At 56.8% G+C, this 20,319-nt stretch carries 16 protein-coding genes, 2 tRNA genes and 1 rRNA gene; 10 read left to right on the top strand and 9 right to left on the bottom strand.

Going from position 1 to position 20,319, the window contains the following annotated elements:
• Window positions 1-304: 304 nt before the first annotated feature.
• From C483_RS07780 to C483_RS07770, 5 genes are all read left to right on the top strand, one after another.
• The gene (locus C483_RS07780) at window positions 305-871 is read left to right on the top strand and encodes a DoxX family protein (RefSeq protein WP_006652804.1); all 567 of its coding nucleotides are present in this window, start codon (window positions 305-307) and stop codon (window positions 869-871) included.
• Between the two features lie 254 nt (window positions 872-1,125).
• Complete coding sequence (locus tag C483_RS19435) at window positions 1,126-1,401, top strand: hypothetical protein (RefSeq protein WP_083860412.1); 276 nt, start codon at window positions 1,126-1,128, stop codon at window positions 1,399-1,401.
• Between the two features lie 430 nt (window positions 1,402-1,831).
• Entirely contained in the window at window positions 1,832-1,999 is a 168-nt protein-coding gene (locus tag C483_RS20410) for a hypothetical protein (protein WP_006652803.1), read from the top strand.
• Window positions 2,000-2,095: 96 nt separating this feature from the next.
• Window positions 2,096-2,728: a phosphoribosyltransferase gene (locus tag C483_RS07775; RefSeq protein WP_006652802.1), complete on the top strand. Its 633-nt coding sequence runs from the start codon at window positions 2,096-2,098 to the stop codon at window positions 2,726-2,728.
• A 480-nt stretch (window positions 2,729-3,208) separates the two neighbouring features.
• Window positions 3,209-5,164 carry an MEDS domain-containing protein gene (locus C483_RS07770; protein WP_006652801.1) on the top strand — a complete coding sequence of 652 codons (1,956 nt, stop codon included), beginning with the start codon at window positions 3,209-3,211 and terminating at the stop codon, window positions 5,162-5,164.
• A 24-nt stretch (window positions 5,165-5,188) separates the two neighbouring features.
• Here the strand turns inward: C483_RS07770 and C483_RS07765 are convergent, their stop codons facing one another.
• The 3 genes from C483_RS07765 to C483_RS07755 all read right to left on the bottom strand — a co-directional run bounded on the left by C483_RS07765 (window position 5,189) and on the right by C483_RS07755 (window position 7,587).
• Window positions 5,189-6,094, bottom strand: coding sequence for a formyltransferase family protein (locus tag C483_RS07765; RefSeq protein ID WP_006652800.1), 906 nt, complete (start codon window positions 6,092-6,094; stop codon window positions 5,189-5,191).
• Window positions 6,095-6,497: 403 nt separating this feature from the next.
• Window positions 6,498-7,058: a universal stress protein gene (locus C483_RS07760; protein ID WP_049912494.1), complete on the bottom strand. Its 561-nt coding sequence runs from the start codon at window positions 7,056-7,058 to the stop codon at window positions 6,498-6,500.
• A 247-nt stretch (window positions 7,059-7,305) separates the two neighbouring features.
• Complete coding sequence (locus C483_RS07755; protein WP_006167184.1) at window positions 7,306-7,587, bottom strand: PadR family transcriptional regulator; 282 nt, start codon at window positions 7,585-7,587, stop codon at window positions 7,306-7,308.
• A 297-nt stretch (window positions 7,588-7,884) separates the two neighbouring features.
• Between C483_RS07755 and C483_RS07750 the strand changes: the two genes are divergently transcribed.
• Window positions 7,885-8,244, top strand: coding sequence for a hypothetical protein (locus C483_RS07750; protein WP_006652798.1), 360 nt, complete (start codon window positions 7,885-7,887; stop codon window positions 8,242-8,244).
• A 394-nt stretch (window positions 8,245-8,638) separates the two neighbouring features.
• The gene (locus C483_RS07745) at window positions 8,639-8,884 is read left to right on the top strand and encodes a DUF7127 family protein (RefSeq protein WP_006652797.1); all 246 of its coding nucleotides are present in this window, start codon (window positions 8,639-8,641) and stop codon (window positions 8,882-8,884) included.
• 697 nt (window positions 8,885-9,581) lie between these two features.
• Here C483_RS07745 and C483_RS07740 read toward each other — a convergent pair.
• The 6 genes from C483_RS07740 to C483_RS07720 all read right to left on the bottom strand — a co-directional run bounded on the left by C483_RS07740 (window position 9,582) and on the right by C483_RS07720 (window position 17,696).
• Window positions 9,582-10,808, bottom strand: a complete 1,227-nt coding sequence (locus C483_RS07740) for a Cdc6/Cdc18 family protein (RefSeq protein ID WP_006652796.1) — start codon at window positions 10,806-10,808, stop codon at window positions 9,582-9,584.
• A gap of 749 nt (window positions 10,809-11,557) precedes the next feature.
• Window positions 11,558-11,773, bottom strand: a complete 216-nt coding sequence (locus C483_RS20210; RefSeq protein WP_160166251.1) for a hypothetical protein — start codon at window positions 11,771-11,773, stop codon at window positions 11,558-11,560.
• 508 nt (window positions 11,774-12,281) lie between these two features.
• Window positions 12,282-14,987 carry an efflux RND transporter permease subunit gene (locus tag C483_RS07735; RefSeq protein WP_006652795.1) on the bottom strand — a complete coding sequence of 902 codons (2,706 nt, stop codon included), beginning with the start codon at window positions 14,985-14,987 and terminating at the stop codon, window positions 12,282-12,284.
• A 185-nt stretch (window positions 14,988-15,172) separates the two neighbouring features.
• On the bottom strand, window positions 15,173-15,451 hold the full coding sequence (locus C483_RS07730; RefSeq protein WP_006652794.1) for a DUF7521 family protein: 279 nt from the start codon (window positions 15,449-15,451) through the stop codon (window positions 15,173-15,175).
• The gene (locus C483_RS07725) at window positions 15,448-15,918 is read right to left on the bottom strand and encodes a winged helix-turn-helix domain-containing protein (RefSeq protein ID WP_006652793.1); all 471 of its coding nucleotides are present in this window, start codon (window positions 15,916-15,918) and stop codon (window positions 15,448-15,450) included. Before C483_RS07725 ends, C483_RS07730 begins: the two co-directional genes overlap by 4 nt.
• A 944-nt stretch (window positions 15,919-16,862) precedes the next feature.
• Entirely contained in the window at window positions 16,863-17,696 is an 834-nt protein-coding gene (locus tag C483_RS07720) for a ParA family protein (protein WP_006652792.1), read from the bottom strand.
• A gap of 675 nt (window positions 17,697-18,371) precedes the next feature.
• Between C483_RS07720 and C483_RS07715 the strand changes: the two genes are divergently transcribed.
• The 3 genes from C483_RS07715 to C483_RS07705 all read left to right on the top strand — a co-directional run bounded on the left by C483_RS07715 (window position 18,372) and on the right by C483_RS07705 (window position 20,304).
• A 16S ribosomal RNA gene (locus C483_RS07715) occupies window positions 18,372-19,843 on the top strand.
• 132 nt (window positions 19,844-19,975) lie between these two features.
• Window positions 19,976-20,047: transfer RNA gene (locus C483_RS07710), tRNA-Ala, on the top strand.
• A gap of 185 nt (window positions 20,048-20,232) precedes the next feature.
• Window positions 20,233-20,304 (top strand) — tRNA-Ala (locus C483_RS07705).
• The last annotated feature ends 15 nt before the right edge of the window (window positions 20,305-20,319 follow it).

Here is a 20,319-nt window from a genome sequence, read left to right as displayed (position 1 = left end):
AGCGCGATATGACACAGGTCAGTGTCGGAAGTGGGAGGTCAGTGTCGGAGGAGGGAGGTCAGTGTCGGAGGTGGCAGCAGTGTCGGAGGTAGTGATCGCTCTCAATCCCCTCTCGGTCGGCATCAACTGGATGTGTCCGGACGGATGTATCCAGTTCGTCCAGTAGTAGCCCGCGGGAACCAGCGTCGAAAACGGTCGTCAAGGGAGGGGTCTGCGACCCCACTATATAAACAACCCCTCAAATAAAGGAAAACCACTCACCCGTATTCCGACCCTCTGTACAAGTACAAGAGGTCAATCGATCATGTCCACTACTACTCGAAACAGACTCGAAAGCCGGTATGCGGGAATCACGCTCGAAGGAAAACCCCACGCGCTGTCAGCGTGGTTCATCGTCGCCCTGCGGTTCGTGATGGGCGGAATGATACTGTTCGCCGGACTCGGCAAGGTAGCGTTCATCAGCGGTGAGGCGTTCGACGCCAGCGGCTTCTTGCTCCACGGCGTCGACCCGGCTAGCCCTGTCAGCGGCCTCTTCGCCGCGATGGCCGGCAACGTCGCCCTGCTCGAGATCATCAACGTCGTCGTCCCGGTCACCCAGGTGCTGATCGGTGTCGCGCTGATCGCCGGCGCGTTCGTCCGCCTGGCCGCCCTGGGCGGGGCCATGCAGATGACGATGTTCTACCTCGGCGGCTGGGAGGGCCAGTGGCTCGCAGCGTTCGACTACACGCTGATCTACGCCATCGTCTTCCTGGCCATCGCGGCCTTCGGCGCCGGCCGGATCCTCGGCCTCGACCGCTACATCGAACAGATCGACGTCGGCGGGCAGGCGCTCGTCGAGCGCTTCCCAAGGCTTCGATACGTCCTGGGCTAACTCCGCTTCTTTTCCAGAAACCGGGGAACTGTCCAGAGGACACCGTTGAATCCAGCACGCCTTCTCGGCGACCAGCAGTGAATTGATCGCTGCTTCTTACGTGTTTTCCCTGCCCTGAGCCATCACTGTTAGAGAGAGTTGGAACTCCTGCGATCCAGATAACAAGACAGACTGTTCCTTTGGGTCCGAAACCACCGCCGATACACGAGTGTCTGACCGGAACAAAGACAGTGTCCGTGTGTGTCGTGGCACGTATGGCACAAACCGTCGATGAACTTCGAAATGAAATCAGGGTAGCGGTCGGTCGATTTGAGCGAGAGGGATCGGCAGCGTTCACGAAAGAGGACCTCGCTGCAGTTTGTGATGAAGTGGGGTATGAGGTTGAAACAAGCGGACGTCTCCCTCCGAAAGCAGAAATGAGGGCAGGGATCCTGTGGAAGGTCGGTGTTGTGGAAGAAGCGACTCCGGAAACAGCACCGTCATCGTTCCGAAAAGACGAACTAGAAGCGATCATGGCAACCGTTCAGTAGGTGTTGTGTTCCGGAGATTCAGCGAGTAGGCCATTCGCAGTGTAGTGGTCAAAAGGTCACCGCGTCCGAGATATGACAAACGAAGTTGTCGGGTTGCAGTGCTGCATTACGTCTTGGACGCCAATTTCAACAGAACCGTACGCTGGCACACTGGAACGCCGGTGGAGCGGCGCTACTCCTATAAATTGTAGACAACATCCCAGACTGGACTGGCCTATACGCTCGTTTCGTCTCGTTCCGCAGTCACCGCCGACCCGTTCGACAGTCACCGTCGACCCGTTCCGTCTCGTTTCACAGTCACCGTCGAAAACGGTCTCCATCCACCAATAGCGTACCGAGATACGCCGTTTCAGACCAAGAGACTGTCCAGATCGACTGGTTCCGACCGGTGAATGATTTATACACCTCGCTGTGGTCCATCCGGGATACAATGCCCGCTCCCGACGAGATTCGCGACCGACTGACCGCACTGCGCCGGACGAGAGACTCCTGTGACTACTACGATCCCCGATCGAAACACCTCGACGGAAAGATAGATGCACTCGAGTGGGTGCTCACAGAACTCGAGGAAACAGAGTCACAGGAGAGCGAGCACTGAGCTGTCACCATCCAGTATCAGCGGCTGTTACTGACGTGGGTAGTGATAGACACATACAACCAGGGTGGGCGCGTAGGGAACGTGAGAGGAAGAGGGATGTTCACCGATCGAACGGACGCCGGCGAGCAGCTTGGAGCACACCTCGCGGCGGAAGGGATCGAGGCAGATGTAGTGCTCGGGATTCCACGCGGTGCGCTTCCGGTCGCACGGCCGGTCGCAGACGAACTGGGAGCGACACTCGATGTCGTTGTCGCATCGAAGATCGGCGCACCTGGGAATCCGGAACTGGCACTCGGTGCTGTTGCTAGCGACGGGACCCTGTGGCTCAACGATGATCTCGTCGAGCAGTTGCGGGTTGGAGACGACTACATCGACCGTGAACGGACGCGCGAAGCCGAGGCCGCACGCGAGAAAGTGGTCCAGTATCGAGACGGTGACGGGTCGATTCCGGCAATCGACGGGAAACGGGTGGTCGTCGTCGACGATGGAGTAGCGACCGGTGCGACGGCAATCGCGTGTCTCAGACAGGTCGCGGACGCAGGCGCGACGGCCGTTACCCTGGCAGTGCCGGTTGGCTCGCCGCGGTCGCTCGAGGTACTCGAGAACGAAGCGCCAGTGGATGCGATTGTCGCGCTCGAACAGCCAGCAGATTTCAGCGCCGTTGGACAGTATTACGAGGATTTCCGGCAGGTAAGTGACGAGCGTGCACAGTCGTATCTCGATGAATGAGTGATTGCTCAGTGTGGATGAGTGATTGCACGAGCGCTGCAGTTCGATGACTGATAGAAAAGGGGTGACGACTGACAGTGGGAGTTCACTGTGGGGAGCGGACGAAACTGAAGGCAAGGAAAAGAAAGGGATGTGGGGCGGAACCAAGGAAGGATGTGAGAGTCGGAACCAAGGAAGGAGGGAAGAGTCAGAAAAGAAATTGAGGGTGACATCCTCCCGCAGCTGAAGAGTGGAGGTCGGAGTGAAAGTAACGAAAAAGAGGATTACAGCCCTCATACTCTATCTTTCACACACTTCGATCCTCGGACAACCCGCGCTCTTATTCCGCTGTGTCTGGTACGGTGTCGATAGTGACGCTGTCGGGTCGGTCACCGAATCCGTCGCCATCGGCGCGAGAAGCTATGCACCGACTCGTGTACTGATCTTTCGCACCCAGTGCTACCGTGCGAATGTCGGGCCCGAACCCACCTATCATCCACTATGAGTTATCCGACACAACGTGTTGATGACAGTCTCGGTTTCGAACGAGAACGCAGCACACGACAGCCGACAGCGAATCCGATAGCAGACCCAAAACCACAGCAACTCGAGAGCTGTGGGCAACACGAACACCACGGCTCACACGATCACCTCGCTCTCATCTATGAGTCTGCCGACGAGCAGTTCGAGACAGCGCTGCCGTTCATCAAACGAGGACTCGAGCGCGGCGAGAAGTGTCTCTACATCGTCGACGAAACCGACCGGGACGAGATTCTCGGCCGACTGCGTGAGGCAGGCGTCGAAACCGACACTGCACGCGAGACGGGTGCGCTAACGGTATGGACTGCCGAGGAGTCCTACCTTCGAAACGGGGCGTTCGACGCCGACGACATGGTCGACCTCCTCACCGGCCTTATCGACGACGCAACGAGTGAGTACGACGGGCTCCGCATCACGGGAGAGATGAGTTGGGCAACCGACGGCGGCTGCCCACATACCGAACTCATCGACTACGAGAACAAGCTCAATCGGCTCCTGCCAGAGACGGACATGATCGCGCTCTGCCAGTACCACCGGGCACAGTTCCCAGCGGACACCATCCAGAAGGTACTCAAGACACACCCCCACATCGTCTACGACGACATCGCCTGCAAGAATTTCTACTATACGCCACCCGAGGAGTTCTTCGGCCCCGAGCAGCTCAAACGAGAGAACGACCGGATGATGGGAACGCTGCTCGATCGCACCAAAGCGAACAATAGACTGCACGAGAACCAGCAGTACCTCGAGCGCCAGAATCAGATCACCGGCGACCCCAACCGCTCGTTCGAAGAGAAACTGCAGTCGCTGTTCGAACTCGGCTGTGACCGGTTCGATCTCGAGTTCGGTGCGCTCTCACGAATCGATCCGACGACGGAAACGATCGAAATCGAGGCCGCAAGCGACGACCACGAACAGCTCTCACCGGGCACGGCGATCCCACTCGCCGAAACCTACTGCAAACTCACGACCGACACCGAAACCACAATCGGCGTCACCACACCGCAAAACGCCGGCGTCGAAGGGACGATCGCACACGAGACGGTCGGCGTCGAGGCCTATCTCGGCGCACGGATCGAACTCGAGAACAGCGCCGATCGGACGTTCTTCTTCGTCAGTTCGGACCCACGAGAGCAGCCGTTCACCGATGCCGAGCGGACCTTCCACGAGCTCATGACGCAGTGGGTCGCCTACGAACTCGACCAACGCCAGCGCGAACACGCACTCGAGGAGTCGAACGAGCGCCTCGAACAGTTCGCCTACGCGGCCAGCCACGACCTGCAGGAACCGCTGCGGATGGTCACCAGTTACCTGCAGCTACTCGAAAGCCGGTACGGTGACGAGTTCGACGATGACGGCGAGGAGTTCCTCGCGTACGCTGTCAACGGGGCAGACCGGATGCGTGGGATGATCGACGGCCTCCTGACGTACTCACGGGTCGAAACGCGAGGGAATCCCATCGAACCAATCGATCTGGGGCCGGTCATCGACGACGTACGCGAGGACCTGCAGCTGTGTATCGAGGAACGTGGTGCCAAGATTTCGACCGGGCACCTCCCGCGAGTCGAGGGTGACGCCAGTCAGCTCCGACAGGTCTTCCAGAATCTGCTGTCGAACGCGATAACCTACAGTGGCGAGCAGGAGCCACAGATAGAGATCGACTCGAGACGACGCGGTGGAGAGTGGGTGCTCTCGGTTACGGACAACGGAATCGGGATCGACCACGACGATCAAGAGCGCGTGTTCACCGTCTTCGACCGGCTACACAGTCGCCACGAGTACGAGGGAACCGGGATCGGCCTTGCGCTGTGTCAGCGGATCGTCGAACGCCACGGCGGAGAGATCTGGGTCGAGTCGGAGCCGGGCGACGGGGCGACGTTTTCGTTCACACTGCCCGCTGTAGCCAGAACGGCGTAGTCTCGGTTATTTGCAAGTCGATGGTTATCGGCGAACCGGCTTCGCCCGGTCAATGGCTGGGAGTGATACACGCGTGCGAACCTGTCGACGGATGCGACCAGTAACGTTTTTCGCGAGAATCCGGCCGGCAAACGACGGGCTGCGGCGCATCGACCGCGGGTAAAACGCGCCGAGCTGGTCGTCAGGAACGGTAGTCGGCTCAAACGCTGGGTCACACACCCGTTCGATGCCGTCCGGCAACAACTGGATCTGGAGTGAGACGAGTCGGTCGAAGACATCCCAGAGCGTGTGACAGTCACTGATATCGACCTCGTCGTACGCGATGACCTCTCCACCGTCGATTGACTCGGTGAGTCGCTGCAGTGTCGAACCGGCCATCGACTGGCCGTCGTGGAAGATCGGTGGTGGCCCCATCCCACGGTACGAACGGATATCGGCGGGGGGAAAGCTCAGAATGCCGTGTTCAGTTGCGGTGAGAACCGCCCCCTTCAAGAGACCGAACCCAAAGAGGACCAATACATCGCACTCCTCAGCGAGTCGTGACACAACGTCGTCGGGAAACTCGTACCAGCTCCCGTCACGGTGGGGCTCACACTCGAGGTGGTCTGCGTCCTCGAGTTGATCGATTGCATCGATCGAGTGGCGATACCAGAGATGCTGGTCATCCCCAAGCCGTCTCGCAAACGCCCGTTCGGCGAGGACCAGTGCCCACGCCTGCTCCTGGCGAACAACGTCGACGAATCGTCGTACATCTGCGGCTTCGAATCGAGAGTCGTTCCACGACTCTGCTGTACAGTCTTTTTTCTCGGCGTTCGTGACCACGACCGAAATTTCTGCGTCGGTCTGTGTCTGGACCCGGTCGATCGCACGAACCTGCCACTCGTAGAGGAACGGATCCGCCAGAACACCGATCGTTGTCCGCTCGGGCATTGGTATCCGTATTGCAGACGTAGCCGCACTTAGTTACCAATGGCGTTCACGCCGGGTCAGTGTCCAGAAAGACAGTAATACGGGATAACTCAGCTAAACCGTATAGTAGCCGCTGCAAGACAATGTACACCCGATTGTGCGATAGCAGCTCGGTTCGGAGCGAGTGAAATGGACGAGTGAAATGGACGAGTGAAATGAGCGAGAACCGCGGAAGTACGATCAGTGTGGAACTAGTTGCAGTTGTTACTATAGCTTCGGCGGGATGCCACTACTGCCCGGTGATACACTCGTATACCCAGCAGTGCACAGCAGTGCAGTTTCAACAGGGCCACCGGTCGCCAAGCGAACGACAGGGGAACAGGACCATCGGTCGCCAAGTGAACATCAGGGGAACAGCAACCAATCACCGAACAATCGTCACCGGAACAGACGCACGCCGTGACACCGTATTTGCAACACTCCCGAGAAGCAACTTCTCAACGCGCGAGCGACCGTGACTCCCCAGAACGATCCCATCGACTGCCTCATCTCGTTCGTACTCGAGTATCGCTCGTGCTGGCTGGCCAAAGGTGACTGTCGTTTCGATCGACCGATCGCGCTCCGCTGCGAGAGCGGCCGCCCGCTCGAAGACCGCCTCGGAGTTGTCGTGCCACGCTGACTGCTCACCACTGAACTCGAGTGGTGCATCTGTGGGGACAGTTGCGACGTGGAGAACGGTAAGGCGTGCGTTCGGGTGGTGGTCGAACGCATACGAGAGGGTGTCCTCGAGGAGTGGTGTTGCGTCGAGGGGAACGAGGATGTGATCACGGTCGGGTTCAGGACTGGTGTCGTGATTGTTGGTGGAGTGGTGATTGTGGTCGTGGTCGTTGTGGTCGTTGTTGTGGTTATGGCCGGTGTCAGTGTCGTGGTCGTTGTTATGGTTGTGGCCAGTGTCAGTGTCGTGGTCGTTGGTAGAGCCGTCCATACAGATGAGAACGCGCGTGAAAAGCATAAATCGGCAACCTCAGTTCCGCGATCACGGCTACCATCGACACAACTGAGCCCCTCAAATTCCGAAAACGGATACAGTCGTGACGGCAGTCACGGGACAAATTGCCCTACGGGAGGGCGAAACCGGGCTGGTCCCAGCGAACTAGCTGGCAAGGGCAGAAGAAAGCATGCCCTACGGGAGGGCGCTGACGGGTGCAAGCAGCTATGAACCGGTAAGCCGATCAGACCAGTTCAGAAACGTACTGCTCCTCCCAGTCACGTCGGTCTTCGAGTTCGCGACGGCCGCGGCGCGTAACGCTGTAGACGTTCGTCCGTCGGTCAGCCGTCCCCTTCTCGATGAGTCCCTTGTCGACGAGCGTATCCAGGTTCGGGTAGAGTCGGCCGTGGTGGATTTCGCTCTCGTAGTAGTTCTCGAGTTCTTCTTTGATTGCGAGGCCGTGTGGTTCATCAAGTCCTGCAGCGACGTACAGGAGGTCACGCTGGAACCCAGTTAGGTCATACATACAATTCGGTATGGAACTAGATATAATAAATATAGTGGAAACAGAACGGCGAGAAAGAGGATTTGCCCACCGAAACCCTGTCTCGACCCAGTTCCGTATTCGGTGCAACAAGACCAATGCAAGAACGACATACCTGCATGACAGAGCAGGTAACAACTGATTGATAGCAGAGAACGTGACTCGACGGTAATGAGAAACCACGGAGACAAAAGCGGCGAAAGCGGGCGTGTGAGACAGTCACAGTAGCGTAGGCAAGGTCAACACGTAATTCCTGTACCTCCCAATGGAGAACTACAGATGGGAGTTGAAACAGTTCGACGACTGAATCTCGATCCGCCAGAATCGCCACCGTTGCGAGTCGCCTTTCTCTCGTTATGGTTTATCGACATGGTCGCTGCAACATTGTTTTTCGTCGTCCCCTATGCGAACGAGCTCAATCCGGTGACAGTCCTATTCTTCGAATATCTCGGCTTTGCAGGTGTTCCGCTGGCGGCGAGCCTCTATGCGGTGATTATTATGGGAATCGGCCACGTCCTCTCACATCCCCGGGATATCCAGTTTATCGGAGCGATGGTCGCGCTGTACACGTTGTTCGTCGTGAACAACGTCCTGCTTCTGCTCTCAGGAGAGCCACTCGTTGCGATTCTGGGAGTGTAGGATACCGTCATTGTCGGGAATCGATCTGTCTATTGTGAACTACCCCGCCCTACTCGCTCGCTCCCGCTCGCTCCGTGAGGATGGGGGCTTAGCGCCCTCTTTTCCAGCTAATCTCTTCGGTCGCAATTGGACAGGCAAAGTCACAACCGTAATTGCACAGATTGCACAGATAGAGCCACAATCGTGACTGAACAGACGGAGCCACAAACGCTGTATTGCGAACACCGGGCCAAATACAGACCCAGGTTCCGCCGAACCGTCACTACTCGAGAGGTCCCATGCTAACGGCGAGACAGAACAGGAGCACAACCGATCGAAAACCCCCCACCGGACACAGAACCGAGGTGGCATGTTCGTGCACGGTACTTACGATTGCTGCCCGCCAACACAGAGTATGGAAACACCACCAGAGCTAGAAGCAGCAGCAGGAGAACAAGACGAGATTACGATCACGAACCGCCAGTACGACGAAGAACAGGTTATCGCCGTCGACTTCGGACAAGTCGCCGGCCAACCAACGCTCGACATCGTCGGCGAAACGGCAATCGTCGTCATCGATGAGGCACAGTTCGAATTCGGAATCCCGACGGACGCAAACGAGGTGAAAATAAACGATGGGATTCTAACAATCAGAGATTGACGAAGAGAATCACAGGTGCTGGCGAATCTATGTCGGGTTCCAATTATCCTTGTCGATCACCTCCCCTTGTCGACTCTCTCCGGTCCTGATCGGTAGCTCCGGACACAATCAGCTTCTAAATACAGCAGACACCCGGACACAAGAGGGACCTGACCCAGTGGATACCCCCCAGCAGACACCTTAACAGAGTAGATACCTCCACACAGCAGGCACCCTAACAGAGCAGATACCCACACAGCAGGCACCCAACGCAGTAGACACTCCACACAGCAGCACGGACCACACTAGGTTTCCGGTGAAACAGTCATCGGAGCCGCCACAGCGACCACAGGGACTCGAGTCCCTCACTCAAAACAAGTCAGTTCGAAGCACCGATCTCGAATCTAATAGCCCACGAAAAACAACCAGAGAGAGCAATTACCATCCGTTTTCACCGGAAACCGGGTGTGTTCACGAGGGAAAAGCGATATTCTCGGCTGCGAGGGGAATACAGAGCGACAGGACACCGGGTTTCCGGTAAAACGGATTCGGCGTACGACTACCCACACCACATTTCCGGTGAACGGACACGAGATGGCACACGGTCAAAGTGGCGATAGGAAGACACCAGGTTTCCGGTGGAATAACCCGACTTGCAGTCGGCTGCCGATAGTTGGAGTGGGGTAGGTGTTCGCGGAACACAACTGCTGAGCGAGTGCTACTCGACAGTGTCGGCTAAAACGTCTCGAACAACTTCCGGGTCCTCAAGAAGCGTGTGCTCGGTATAACTTCCTTCCGCGCTCCCGCCGCTGTGGCGCGACTGCTCGAGGATATCCAGAAACGCGTGTTCTTTGAGCAAGTCACGAACGCGACGAAGCGACAGTGTGTCGGCACCTTCCTGGCGACAGATCTGTTCGTAGACGTCGTAGATCCGTGTCGTTCGAAAGCCATCGTTCTCGCCAGCGGAATCGCTGTACGCTCCGTCGGGACGGTGTTCGAGCGAGAGGACCGTCAACGCCTGGAGTACGTATCGGGAGTGGGGCGTCGAACCACGGATGAGTTCACGGAACCGATCGACTTCCGCGCGTTCACGAGCCTGAACGACGAACTCCTCGCGAACAGTAGCCGCCCCCTCGGCCTGTGCAATTTCGCCGGCGTAGCGCAGAATGTCGATTGCTTTTCGTGCGTCACCGTGCTCACGCGCTGCGAGTGCGGCCGCTCGCGGGATCACCGCGTCCTGGAGGACACCGTCGCGAAACGCATCATTACGCGCCGCCATGATGTTGTTCAACTGGCTCGCGTTGTACGGCGGGAAGACGAACTCGCGTTCACAGAGGCTCGATTTAACACGCTCGTCCATTCGATCCTTGTACTTGATCTTGTTACTGATGCCGATAACACCGATCTTGCAGTCAGTTACCTTCCCTGCCTCGCCGGCGCGAGAGAGTTGCATCAAAATCGCGTCGTCCTCGAGTTTGTCGATCTCGTCGAGGATGATGAGTGCGACGTCGTACTCCTTGTTGAGAATACGCCAGAGGCGTTTGTAGTAGGTTGCCGTGCTGATCCCCTTATCTGGAATGTAGATCTCAGTTGCATCGGTGTTGACCGAACTCGCGATCGTCTGGACGGCCTGCGTTTCGGTCGTGTCCTGTGCACAGTCGACGTAGGCAAAGACCGCGCTGACACCTTCCTCTTCGGCCGTATCGACGAGACGTCGGGAGACGTATTTGGCGCACAACGACTTTCCGGTACCAGTCTTGCCGTAGATGAGCACGTTACTGGGACTCTGTCCGAAAATCGCAGGGTTGACCGCGTTCGCGAGCTGCCCGATCTCTTCGTCCCGGCCGACGATCCGCCCCTCATCGGGAAGGTGACTGATCTCGAGGAGTTCCTTGTTGACGAAGATCGGATCCTCCCGAATGAAGAGGTCGTCGGACTCAGACATATACCTTGGACACCGTGTTTCCGGTGAATCATCTTGAACGTTTCGTCACCGATGGCACCGGGAATCACGCCAATACGTCTGGAAATCACGCCGGTGCACCTGATAGCAGAGCTGCCGTAGAACGAGTAGGCACCTCACCTGTAGGACCCGGTGGCACAGCTCACGTAAGCACCGAGTTCGGTGGATCCAAAGAGACGATACTCGCAGAGTGACGGTACTCGAGTAACTACTCGTGAGCACACACAAACGAGAGTGAGATCTAGTATGCAGGAACGAGGCGAAGGATGATGGCTGAATTTGGGTTGGCACACACACACCGGGTTTCCGGTGAAATGGGGTGAAATGGTGTGGTGGGTGCAGTGGAAGCGGAGGTAGTGGAAGCGGGAGTAGTAGAAGGTTAGGTGGGAGAAGGTAAGTTGGTAACAGGCGAGAGTGCAGCATCAGTCACAGCCGAGGAGTGCAGCATTAGTCACAGCCGAGAGTGTAACACAGGGTGCGAAGTTGAAGAGCAGGGTTCAAAATAGCAGGAGAGTGGCAATGATAAGCAGGAACAGAATTTGAAGAGCGGTCAACCGAGATTTGTGTTACTTCAGAAAATCGTAGAGGAGATCCCAAGTTTATAGAGTGCAGAAGTGGACGGGGAACTGATGTGGAGCAGTTCCGTTGGAACAAGACTGCTTTATGCGACAATGTCGCAATATGTGTTTGCGACCGAATCAATGGACTTTACTCCTGTCTATGGTATATATCTATCTATTCTTCACCATCAACTTTTGAGAGAAACAGGAAAATACAAGAGAGAATCGGAGAACCTCAGTCCATTTCACCGGAAATCCGGTGTGTGTGTCTGGTGTGTCTGTCCTATCACCACCCCTTTCTTTTATCTCCGTTTCTGTAGCACCACTCCTCCTTCCCACCATCGCCAGTCTTTCCTTCTTCTCCTCTATCTTCGGGTATCTCAACATTCGGTTATCTCAACACCCCAACGGAAACTCGCTGGTTCTTTCACCGGAAACCCGGTGTGCCTGTCTTTAGGGTAGTACCGTCTGCAGAATTAGGGTAGCAACGTCTGCAGAACCTAATTATGATGCATCTCCCAGGTGAGACGAGTCACTTCAATGATGTGTCGGACTATCTGCAGTATCGCACCCGGCACTCTACAGTCTCGCAGCCGGAACTAACGAGGCTTCACTTGACGTACCGATTAACGAGGTTTCACCCAACGTACCGATCATAGATGTACAACTCAAAAGCGACATCGATGTTCAACCCAAAAGCGAGTGTTACCGAACTGGTGAATGAACGGAGTGACCCTTCTTAGGGCCCGGTATTCACCGGAAACCCGGTGTGTTCGTGTTCCGGTCGCTGTCATCGGTTCCAGTCGTTTCCCCACTTTGAGACTGGAACTCGAGTACACCCACTTTTCACCTGTGAATGCCGTTTTGGTCACTCTCACGTTCAGACTCTCACTTTTCACAGTTGTTGCTCCTCACGTTCTCTGCGTTCGAGTGTCTCGAGGAGTCGCGCTCGAAGCACGAGCAAACACGGCAAGACCGTCAGACACGCGATCAGCGCGAAGATGATGCTGAGGCCAGTGACGAGTCCGAACCGGCGAAGCGGCGGTGCGAGTGAAAGTGCGAGAACGCCGAATCCGGCCGCTGTCGTCGCTGCACTTCCCAGGAGGGCACCGCCTGTCCCGGTGATCGTCGCCGTCACTGCTTCGGATAGCGGTGTCCCGTTCGCGTGCTCGTCGACGAATCGTTCGCTGACGTGAATGCTGTAGTCGACACCGAGACCGATCGCGAGGCTCGTCATCACGACCGTCTCGGTGTTGAACGGGACGTCGAGAAGTGCCATCGCACCGAGGAGCCATGCCAGTGCCGCGACAACCGGTGCAAGTGTGAGTACGCCAAGCGATGGTGCTCGGTAGCGAACACAGTAGAGGAGCGTCAGGAAGACGAGGATTACGACGACGGTGATCGTGAACGCCTGAACGAGCGTCTCGAGGAGCGCATCCTGAACAACGGCAGTCGTCACAATGCCGCCGGTTGCAGTTGCCGTTACGGGAACCGAACTCGAGATCGCCTCTGCGACAGCCTTCGTATCCGATGCGACGCTCTGTGATGCGGCATCGCCGCGAACGGAGAGGACCAGTCGTGCTGACTCGTATTCACCGTCATCTGTCCGGTAGAGTACCGATTCGGCCGCTTCTTCGTCTGCATCGAACAGTATGTCGTAGAAACCAGCGACGTCCTCATCGGGGAGTCCGTTTCCGGTCGTGTCTCGCTGTTCGAGTTCGGTTGCAACCGTCTCGTTCTCCGCGCTGAGCGACTCGATGAGCGCCTGTGGTCCATCGATCGCCGCCGTCCCGTCGGCACGAATGTCGATTGTCGTGGTCGCGTGTAGGCTGTTTTCACCACGCTCACCCCCAACCCCACCTTCAGCTTCACTCGCACTCACACCGCCAACGGTCGCAGTGGTGTTCTGTATCGCGGTCAGTGTTTCTGGGTCGGTCACATCACCCTGTATCAGTATCTGTGACTGTGAGTCCGGGCCGTGGTCTGCGAAGTGTTCCCCGAGGTACGATAGATCGTCGCTCACCGTGTAGGTGTCCGGAGCAAGCGGTCCGGGAAGCGCTTTCGCCCACTCTGGTGCGTCTTCCGGGAGAAAGTCGGCCTGGTTGAACTCCGTATCCAACCCCGTCGCGCCGTACGCTCCCGCACTCGCGAGCAAGAACGCAACGACAATCACGCCGACCGGGGCCGTTCGAACGAGTGAGACGATGCGCTCGAGTGCACCGTGAACGATGCCGGCGTCCATCCCGAACGGTTGCTTCGCACGCGTCCAGTCGAACCGCCTCTCGAGTTGCTCGTCGATCTCGGTTTTCACTGCGGGCACGAACGCACCGAAGGCGATGAACGTCGCGAGAATGCCGCTCGCGCTCAACACTGCGAAGTTCTGGATGGCGGGCAATGGACTGACGACGTTCGAAAAGAACCCAACGCCGGTCGAGACCGTCGCGGCAGCGAGGGCGAGGACGACGCCGCCGAATCCGCGGCGCATGCCGTCAGCGGCTGTGGTCGTTGCAACGTTCCCCGTCGCAGCCGTACTCTGTGCAGCCCCACCACCTCTCGCTTCCCGGTACCGCATCACGACGTGTAACGAGTAGTCGATGGACAACCCGATCAGCAAGAACGGCACGGCAATAAGCATCGAATCGCCGGGTATCGCGAGCCAGCCCTGAACCCCACCGATCCAGGCCATCACGACTCCGATTCCGAGGAATCCGATGAGCACATCGACGAGATCACGATACGTGACTGCGAGGACGAACAACACCAACACGAACGCAACGGGCGTGATGATCACGAAACTATCGCCGACCGCGCTCGCACTCGCGGCGTCGGTGATCCCCTCACCGAAGACGAAGCCATCGTCGAAGCGATCCTCGAACACCGATTCGATCGCTAGCTGTGCGTCGGCGACAGCGGTTGCCGTTTCGTCGTCACTCGTCCCGTCACCTGTCCCGCTCGGTCCGTCACCTGTCTCATCGTCCTCCTCGTGGAACAACAACACGAGTCGGGATTCAGACTCGACAGAACCGGGTTCGTACGAGGTCGGAAGGAACGCGTACGGATCGTCGCCGCCCCGCAACTCCTGGTCCGGCTCCAACACGCTCTCCAGCAACGCTTCGACTTCTTCAGCAGACCGGGACTCGAGTGCCTGGCGTTGCTCCTCGAGTGTCGGCTCGCTGGTATCGTGGGCGCCGTTTGCATCGGCTGCGCGATCTTCGAAGACGGCGACCGTCGCGACGGCGTTTTCGAGGCCGACTGCGCCGTTTTCGTCGAGGGTCTGATTAATCGACTCTATCTCTCGGATCTCTTGTTGAAATCGGAGTCCCTCGAGTAACGACTCGCGGGTGAGGACGTCACCACCATCGTCTCGAACGACGACCTGGGTGACCGGCTGTGTGTCAGCTGCATAGGTTTCCTCGATCTCCTCGAGTGCTGCTGTCTCCGGTGACTCAATATCAAACTGGTCACCATCGTCATCGACAGGGTCAGTACCCAGTACGATGCCGGCTGCTACGATGGCGGTCAGCAGGAGTACGAAGACGATGAGTAATCGCCGATACGAAATAACTGCATCCGCATATCGATCCGAGAGCGTTTCGCTCATCGATCATCTCTCGGTATTATGTGAATAAGGAGTCGCTGTGGGGTCCCACGTGGTGGGACAACCGGTTCGCCCACAGAACCGGTTCTGTGAAGGAGGTGGTAACTGCAGCAGAGTGTTCTGGTTGCACGTGTTCCAAACTACGGTAGCACGTTCTGTATGGTAGCACGTTCTGTATGGTAGTACGTTCAGTATCCGTACAACGCGTAGATCATCACCAGAAACCCACTGCAGATAATCAGACTCTCCAGTAGCATTCCCGCTGTAACTGAGATTCCGACGATGTGATGCAAGAACCCGACCAGGAACGTCCCGACTGTGATAATCACGAACCCGATCGAAAAGTACTGTAACCCATCGATTCGGGTCCGAACGTAGGCTCGATATGCGAGCAGCGCAACGATTCCTCCCAGTATGAGGACCGTGAGTTTGACGACAGCGAGTAGTGTCGTCAGTAGCTCCGTCATGATTCTCGTTTCATTTCCGTCCAGAAGGTCGCCATGCGATCTTCCGGCTGTTCTGCCGGCCGTTTCACCTGCACGGTAAACTCGTCTGTATCGTCGATTCCGACGGAAATCGTCGCGAAGTTTCGCTCGTACAGGGTCGCGTTTGGACCATCACGTCGAACTTCAGTGTATTCCTCGACGAGTGCTGCCTCGCGAAGGAGATCTAACTTGCGGTACATCGTCGAACTGGGTACGTCACACTCCTCACAGAGCGCAGTTGCTGCTTTCGGTTCGTCGAGGGCCGTCAGTATCTGTCGACAGGTGCCATCATCGAGGGTCCGCAGTACGGTTTCGACAGGTGGTTGCTCTTCATCGGGAGTGTCGTCGGCCGACGATGATTCGTGATCCATCTCGAACGCTGTCGTCTCTCGATCGTTTGCTGATGGGATCAGACAGAGCCGATCCCACGATACGTGCTTTTTTGTCATTTCTGTGGGGACTCCGTCCTCTGAAACCTTTGAAGGGTTTTACACGTCTGACCTCTCTGAGAACGCTGTAGCCGCTGAACGGGGCTGACCCACCTCATTGGGCCACCTGTTGAGGGTGCTGCCGGAGGTCGCCCGTTCTCACAACGAGACGTGACTGGTCTAGTTCGTAGACGGCGGCAGTGGCATGGCTGTGATCGTGCCTATGGAGACACCCGCAAATCCTGACCGCAGATACTCTGTTAGCAGCGGGAAGTGTTTCAACACGAACAGCACACATATTCTTCTCTGCTCGTCTTTCTCAGTGTAGGACTATAGGCCTCGTGGGTGTTCCCACGATGTAGGACTAGCTGCAGTCTTGCGTTTTCGGTCAACGAACGATGGTAGCCACTGGAAATCAGTGCGCATCTGATCGCCCAGCAGTCGTGCGATCAGTATGCAAATAGTTGCAGCTGTTACTATAGCCCTCGATTTACTGCATGTCGGTTCTGTGCTCGAGTTCTGATCTCTGTTTACTGCGTTTCTGAATCTGGCTTCCCGACAATTTCTCCGCCACTTTCTCTGTCTGATAACACTGTCATTCCTGCTCCATCACAGCAACCATTCGGATGCCCAATCGGCTGTATTGTACCGCCATCCCGTTCAATCGCCGCATAGGCTGTTCCACAACCATCGCACATCGCTGCAACTTTCCGTTGGTTGTTCCCCTTCTCCATTACCCCATTTCAGGACACCAGCGTATTTAGTGCTCTCGCCTGTTGTCTCGTTCATACTCACAGCATTTTCGCTTTCGTGTCTCCCACTCTCATATTATCCCCTTTCACACCTCTCGCTTTCGTGCTTCTCGCCTCCTTTCTGCCCCTGATCTCCCTCCCTCACTCTGTACCGCTGCTGGCCCTCGATACTAGTCTGGCCCTCGATACGCATCTCTGGTTGATCGATCCCTCTCAAATCGATTCTCGGGCCTCATCCTCGATCATCGCTGCCAGCGCAGCAAACCGCTTGAGCATATCTGCGGACGAATCGTAGGCTGCAAGTGGAACTCCCTCTCGATACGACCGTCGGAAGGCAACCCGCTCACGAATTCCTGGCCCGGGCCCCGGTGACTCGTATGCAGTTGTTCTCGCAAACGATGGTAGATACGACTCGAACTGGCTGTCCTCGAGTGCGTTCAACACGTGTTTCTCCTCATTGTCTCCTTTCACCCGGTTTGGCACAATCGCGAGAATTTCGACGGGGTCAGATTCTGAGAGCCGTCCATTCAGGGCGAACAGCTGATTCGTTACTGTCCGGACGAGCGCATCAGCGCTTGGCTTCGACAACTGCATCGGAACCACCACCTGCCGCGTCGCAACCACCGCAGCGTTCGATACCGGCCCGATCGTTGGCGGCGCATCGAAGACCACCCAATCGTAGGTCGACTCGAGTGGAGCAACGATATGTCGGTAGAACGCTGCCTCGCCGTTGTCGGCTTCATAGAGTTCGTGACTAACGCGCTGGAGTTTCCTATTCGACGGAACGAGATCGAACTGATTCGGCCCACAGACAGTTCTGATTACGTCTGTTGGTGTCGTTGGATCGTCCTCGTCAAGTACGTGTTTCAGATATGTGTCCGTCGTATACGCGTCGTTACAGCCAACGCCATCGGTGGCACTCCCTTGGGGATCAACATCAACTAGAAGTACATCGTTTCCTGCTGCTGCGAATCGCTCTGCGAGATTGATTGCGACTGTCGTCTTTCCAACTCCGCCTTTTTGTAGCGTTACTGTTACTCCGTTCATCGATTACCTGCAGCTCACGTTCGCGCTGCTACACACCCTCTAACTGATTGTTATTTTCTTGGCGGCTCTCTCTAGCTATGCTATCTACACAGATTTTCTGTAGCCTCTAGTCCTTTCTGGCTATTCGCCGTTTGACTCCTCACTTGATGCGATTCTGTTCTAAATTGTATCTTTCCCTACCCTGTGCCAGTTGCCGACTTTCGCAGATCGCTGAACATTGAACGCTGTCTGACTACGGTCGTTTCATCTGTCTACCTATACACGGGTGCGTATCAACTAGATGTACACCATCGCCAACCCCTCCTCACCTATTTGGAGAGAAAGTTGCCCCTGTAACGGAGATTGCTACCCGTTTCATAGTGGCGTCCACCAAACTGTATTACCACGACTGCGTTCTTGACCGGCTCTTTCATTGAACACTGTTCTATTCTGCCACGCGTGGTACTCCCTGTCTGTGACGGTCCAGTTCGTAGGCCTTAAGTAGTGGTCGGGCACTACAATATAGTAGACGGAAGATGAGGATCTCACCCCTGCGGTCCGCCGTACAGATGGGATCTGATGTGAGCTTCGACAGTTCGGTGACGCCCGATCGGTTCACGATCGTGGTTGGTCACCGAACGTGGACCCATGTGTGAGTGCACGAGACATAGCATTCACCGCCANGCTGGGGAGACCATTCCGGTTGATCCTGCCGGAGGTCATTGCTATTGGAGTCCGATTTAGCCATGCTAGTTGTACGAGTTTAGACTCGTAGCAGATAGCTCAGTAACACGTGGCCAAACTACCCTATGGATCCAGACAACCTCGGGAAACTGAGGCTAATCTGGAATAGGGCTCTCATCCTGGAGTGGAGAGAGCCTGAAATGCCCCGGCGCCATAGGATGTGGCTGCGGCCGATTAGGTAGACGGTGGGGTAACGGCCCACCGTGCCAGTAATCGGTACGGGTTGTGAGAGCAAGAGCCCGGAGACGGTATCTGAGACAAGATACCGGGCCCTACGGGGCGCAGCAGGCGCGAAACCTTTACACTGCACGCCAGTGCGATAAGGGGACTCCAAGTGCGAGGGCATATAGTCCTCGCTTTTTGCGACCGTAAGGTGGTCGCGGAATAAGTGCTGGGCAAGACCGGTGCCAGCCGCCGCGGTAATACCGGCAGCACGAGTGATGACCGCTGTTATTGGGCCTAAAGCGTCCGTAGCTGGCCGCGCAAGTCTATCGGGAAATCTCTCCGCTTAACGGAGAGGCGTCCGGTGGAAACTGTGTGGCTTGGGACCGGAAGACCAGAGGGGTACGTCTGGGGTAGGAGTGAAATCCCGTAATCCTGGACGGACCACCGGTGGCGAAAGCGCCTCTGGAAGACGGATCCGACGGGGAGGGACGAAAGCTCGGGTCACGAACCGGATTAGATACCCGGGTAGTCCGAGCTGTAAACGATGTCTGCTAGGTGTGACACAGGCTACGAGCCTGTGTTGTGCCGTAGGGAAGCCGTGAAGCAGACCGCCTGGGAAGTACGTCCGCAAGGATGAAACTTAAAGGAATTGGCGGGGGAGCACTACAACCGGAGGAGCCTGCGGTTTAATTGGACTCAACGCCGGACATCTCACCAGCATCGACAATGTGCAGTGACGGTCAGTGTGATGAGCTTACCTGAGCCATTGAGAGGAGGTGCATGGCCGCCGTCAGCTCGTACCGTGAGGCGTCCTGTTAAGTCAGGCAACGAGCGAGACCCGCACTCCTAATTGCCAGCAACCCCCTTGTGGTGGTTGGGTACATTAGGAGGACTGCCAGTGCCAAACTGGAGGAAGGAACGGGCAACGGTAGGTCAGTATGCCCCGAATGTGCTGGGCGACACGCGGGCTACAATGGCCAAGACAGTGGGATGCAACGCCGAAAGGCGACGCTAATCTCCGAAACTTGGTCGTAGTTCGGATTGAGGGCTGAAACTCGCCCTCATGAAGCTGGATTCGGTAGTAATCGCGCCTCAGAAGGGCGCGGTGAATACGTCCCTGCTCCTTGCACACACCGCCCGTCAAAGCACCCGAGTGGGGTCCGGATGAGGCTCGGTTTCCGGGTCGAATCTGGGCTCCGCAAGGGGGCTTAAGTCGTAACAAGGTAGCCGTAGGGGAATCTGCGGCTGGATCACCTCCACAGATCGGGACCAGGCCGTCGCGCCTGGCCCACCTTTCAGTCCACGTTCGGTTACACCACCCACCCGCCGAACCGAACGGGCACCTTTGAACTACCAAGGCTAACGCCTCGTTCCCTCCAGATTGGAGGGGTGGGCCCATAGCTCAGTGGGAGAGTGCCTCCTTTGCAAGGAGGATGCCCTGGGTTCAAATCCCAGTGGGTCCATATCGCGTCACGATCTCTTCGGAGATGGTGGCGCACGANCCTCCACAGATCGGGACCAGGCCGTCGCGCCTGGCCCACCTTTCAGTCCACGTTCGGTTACACCACCCACCCGCAGAACCGAACGGGCACCTTTGAACTGTCGAAGCTCACATTTCTCTCATCGAGTCCGTTTGGATCCGATGAGTGGGCCCATAGCTCAGTGGGAGAGTGCCTCCTTTGCAAGGAGGATGCCCTGGGTTCAAATCCCAGTGGGTCCATATCGCGTCACGATC

The organism is Natrialba hulunbeirensis JCM 10989, assembly GCF_000337575.1.
In the GTDB taxonomy this organism is placed as follows: domain Archaea; phylum Halobacteriota; class Halobacteria; order Halobacteriales; family Natrialbaceae; genus Natrialba; species Natrialba hulunbeirensis.
The sequence above is the reverse complement of the archived record's forward strand: the minus strand, read 5'-3'. Positions and strand labels throughout refer to the sequence as shown.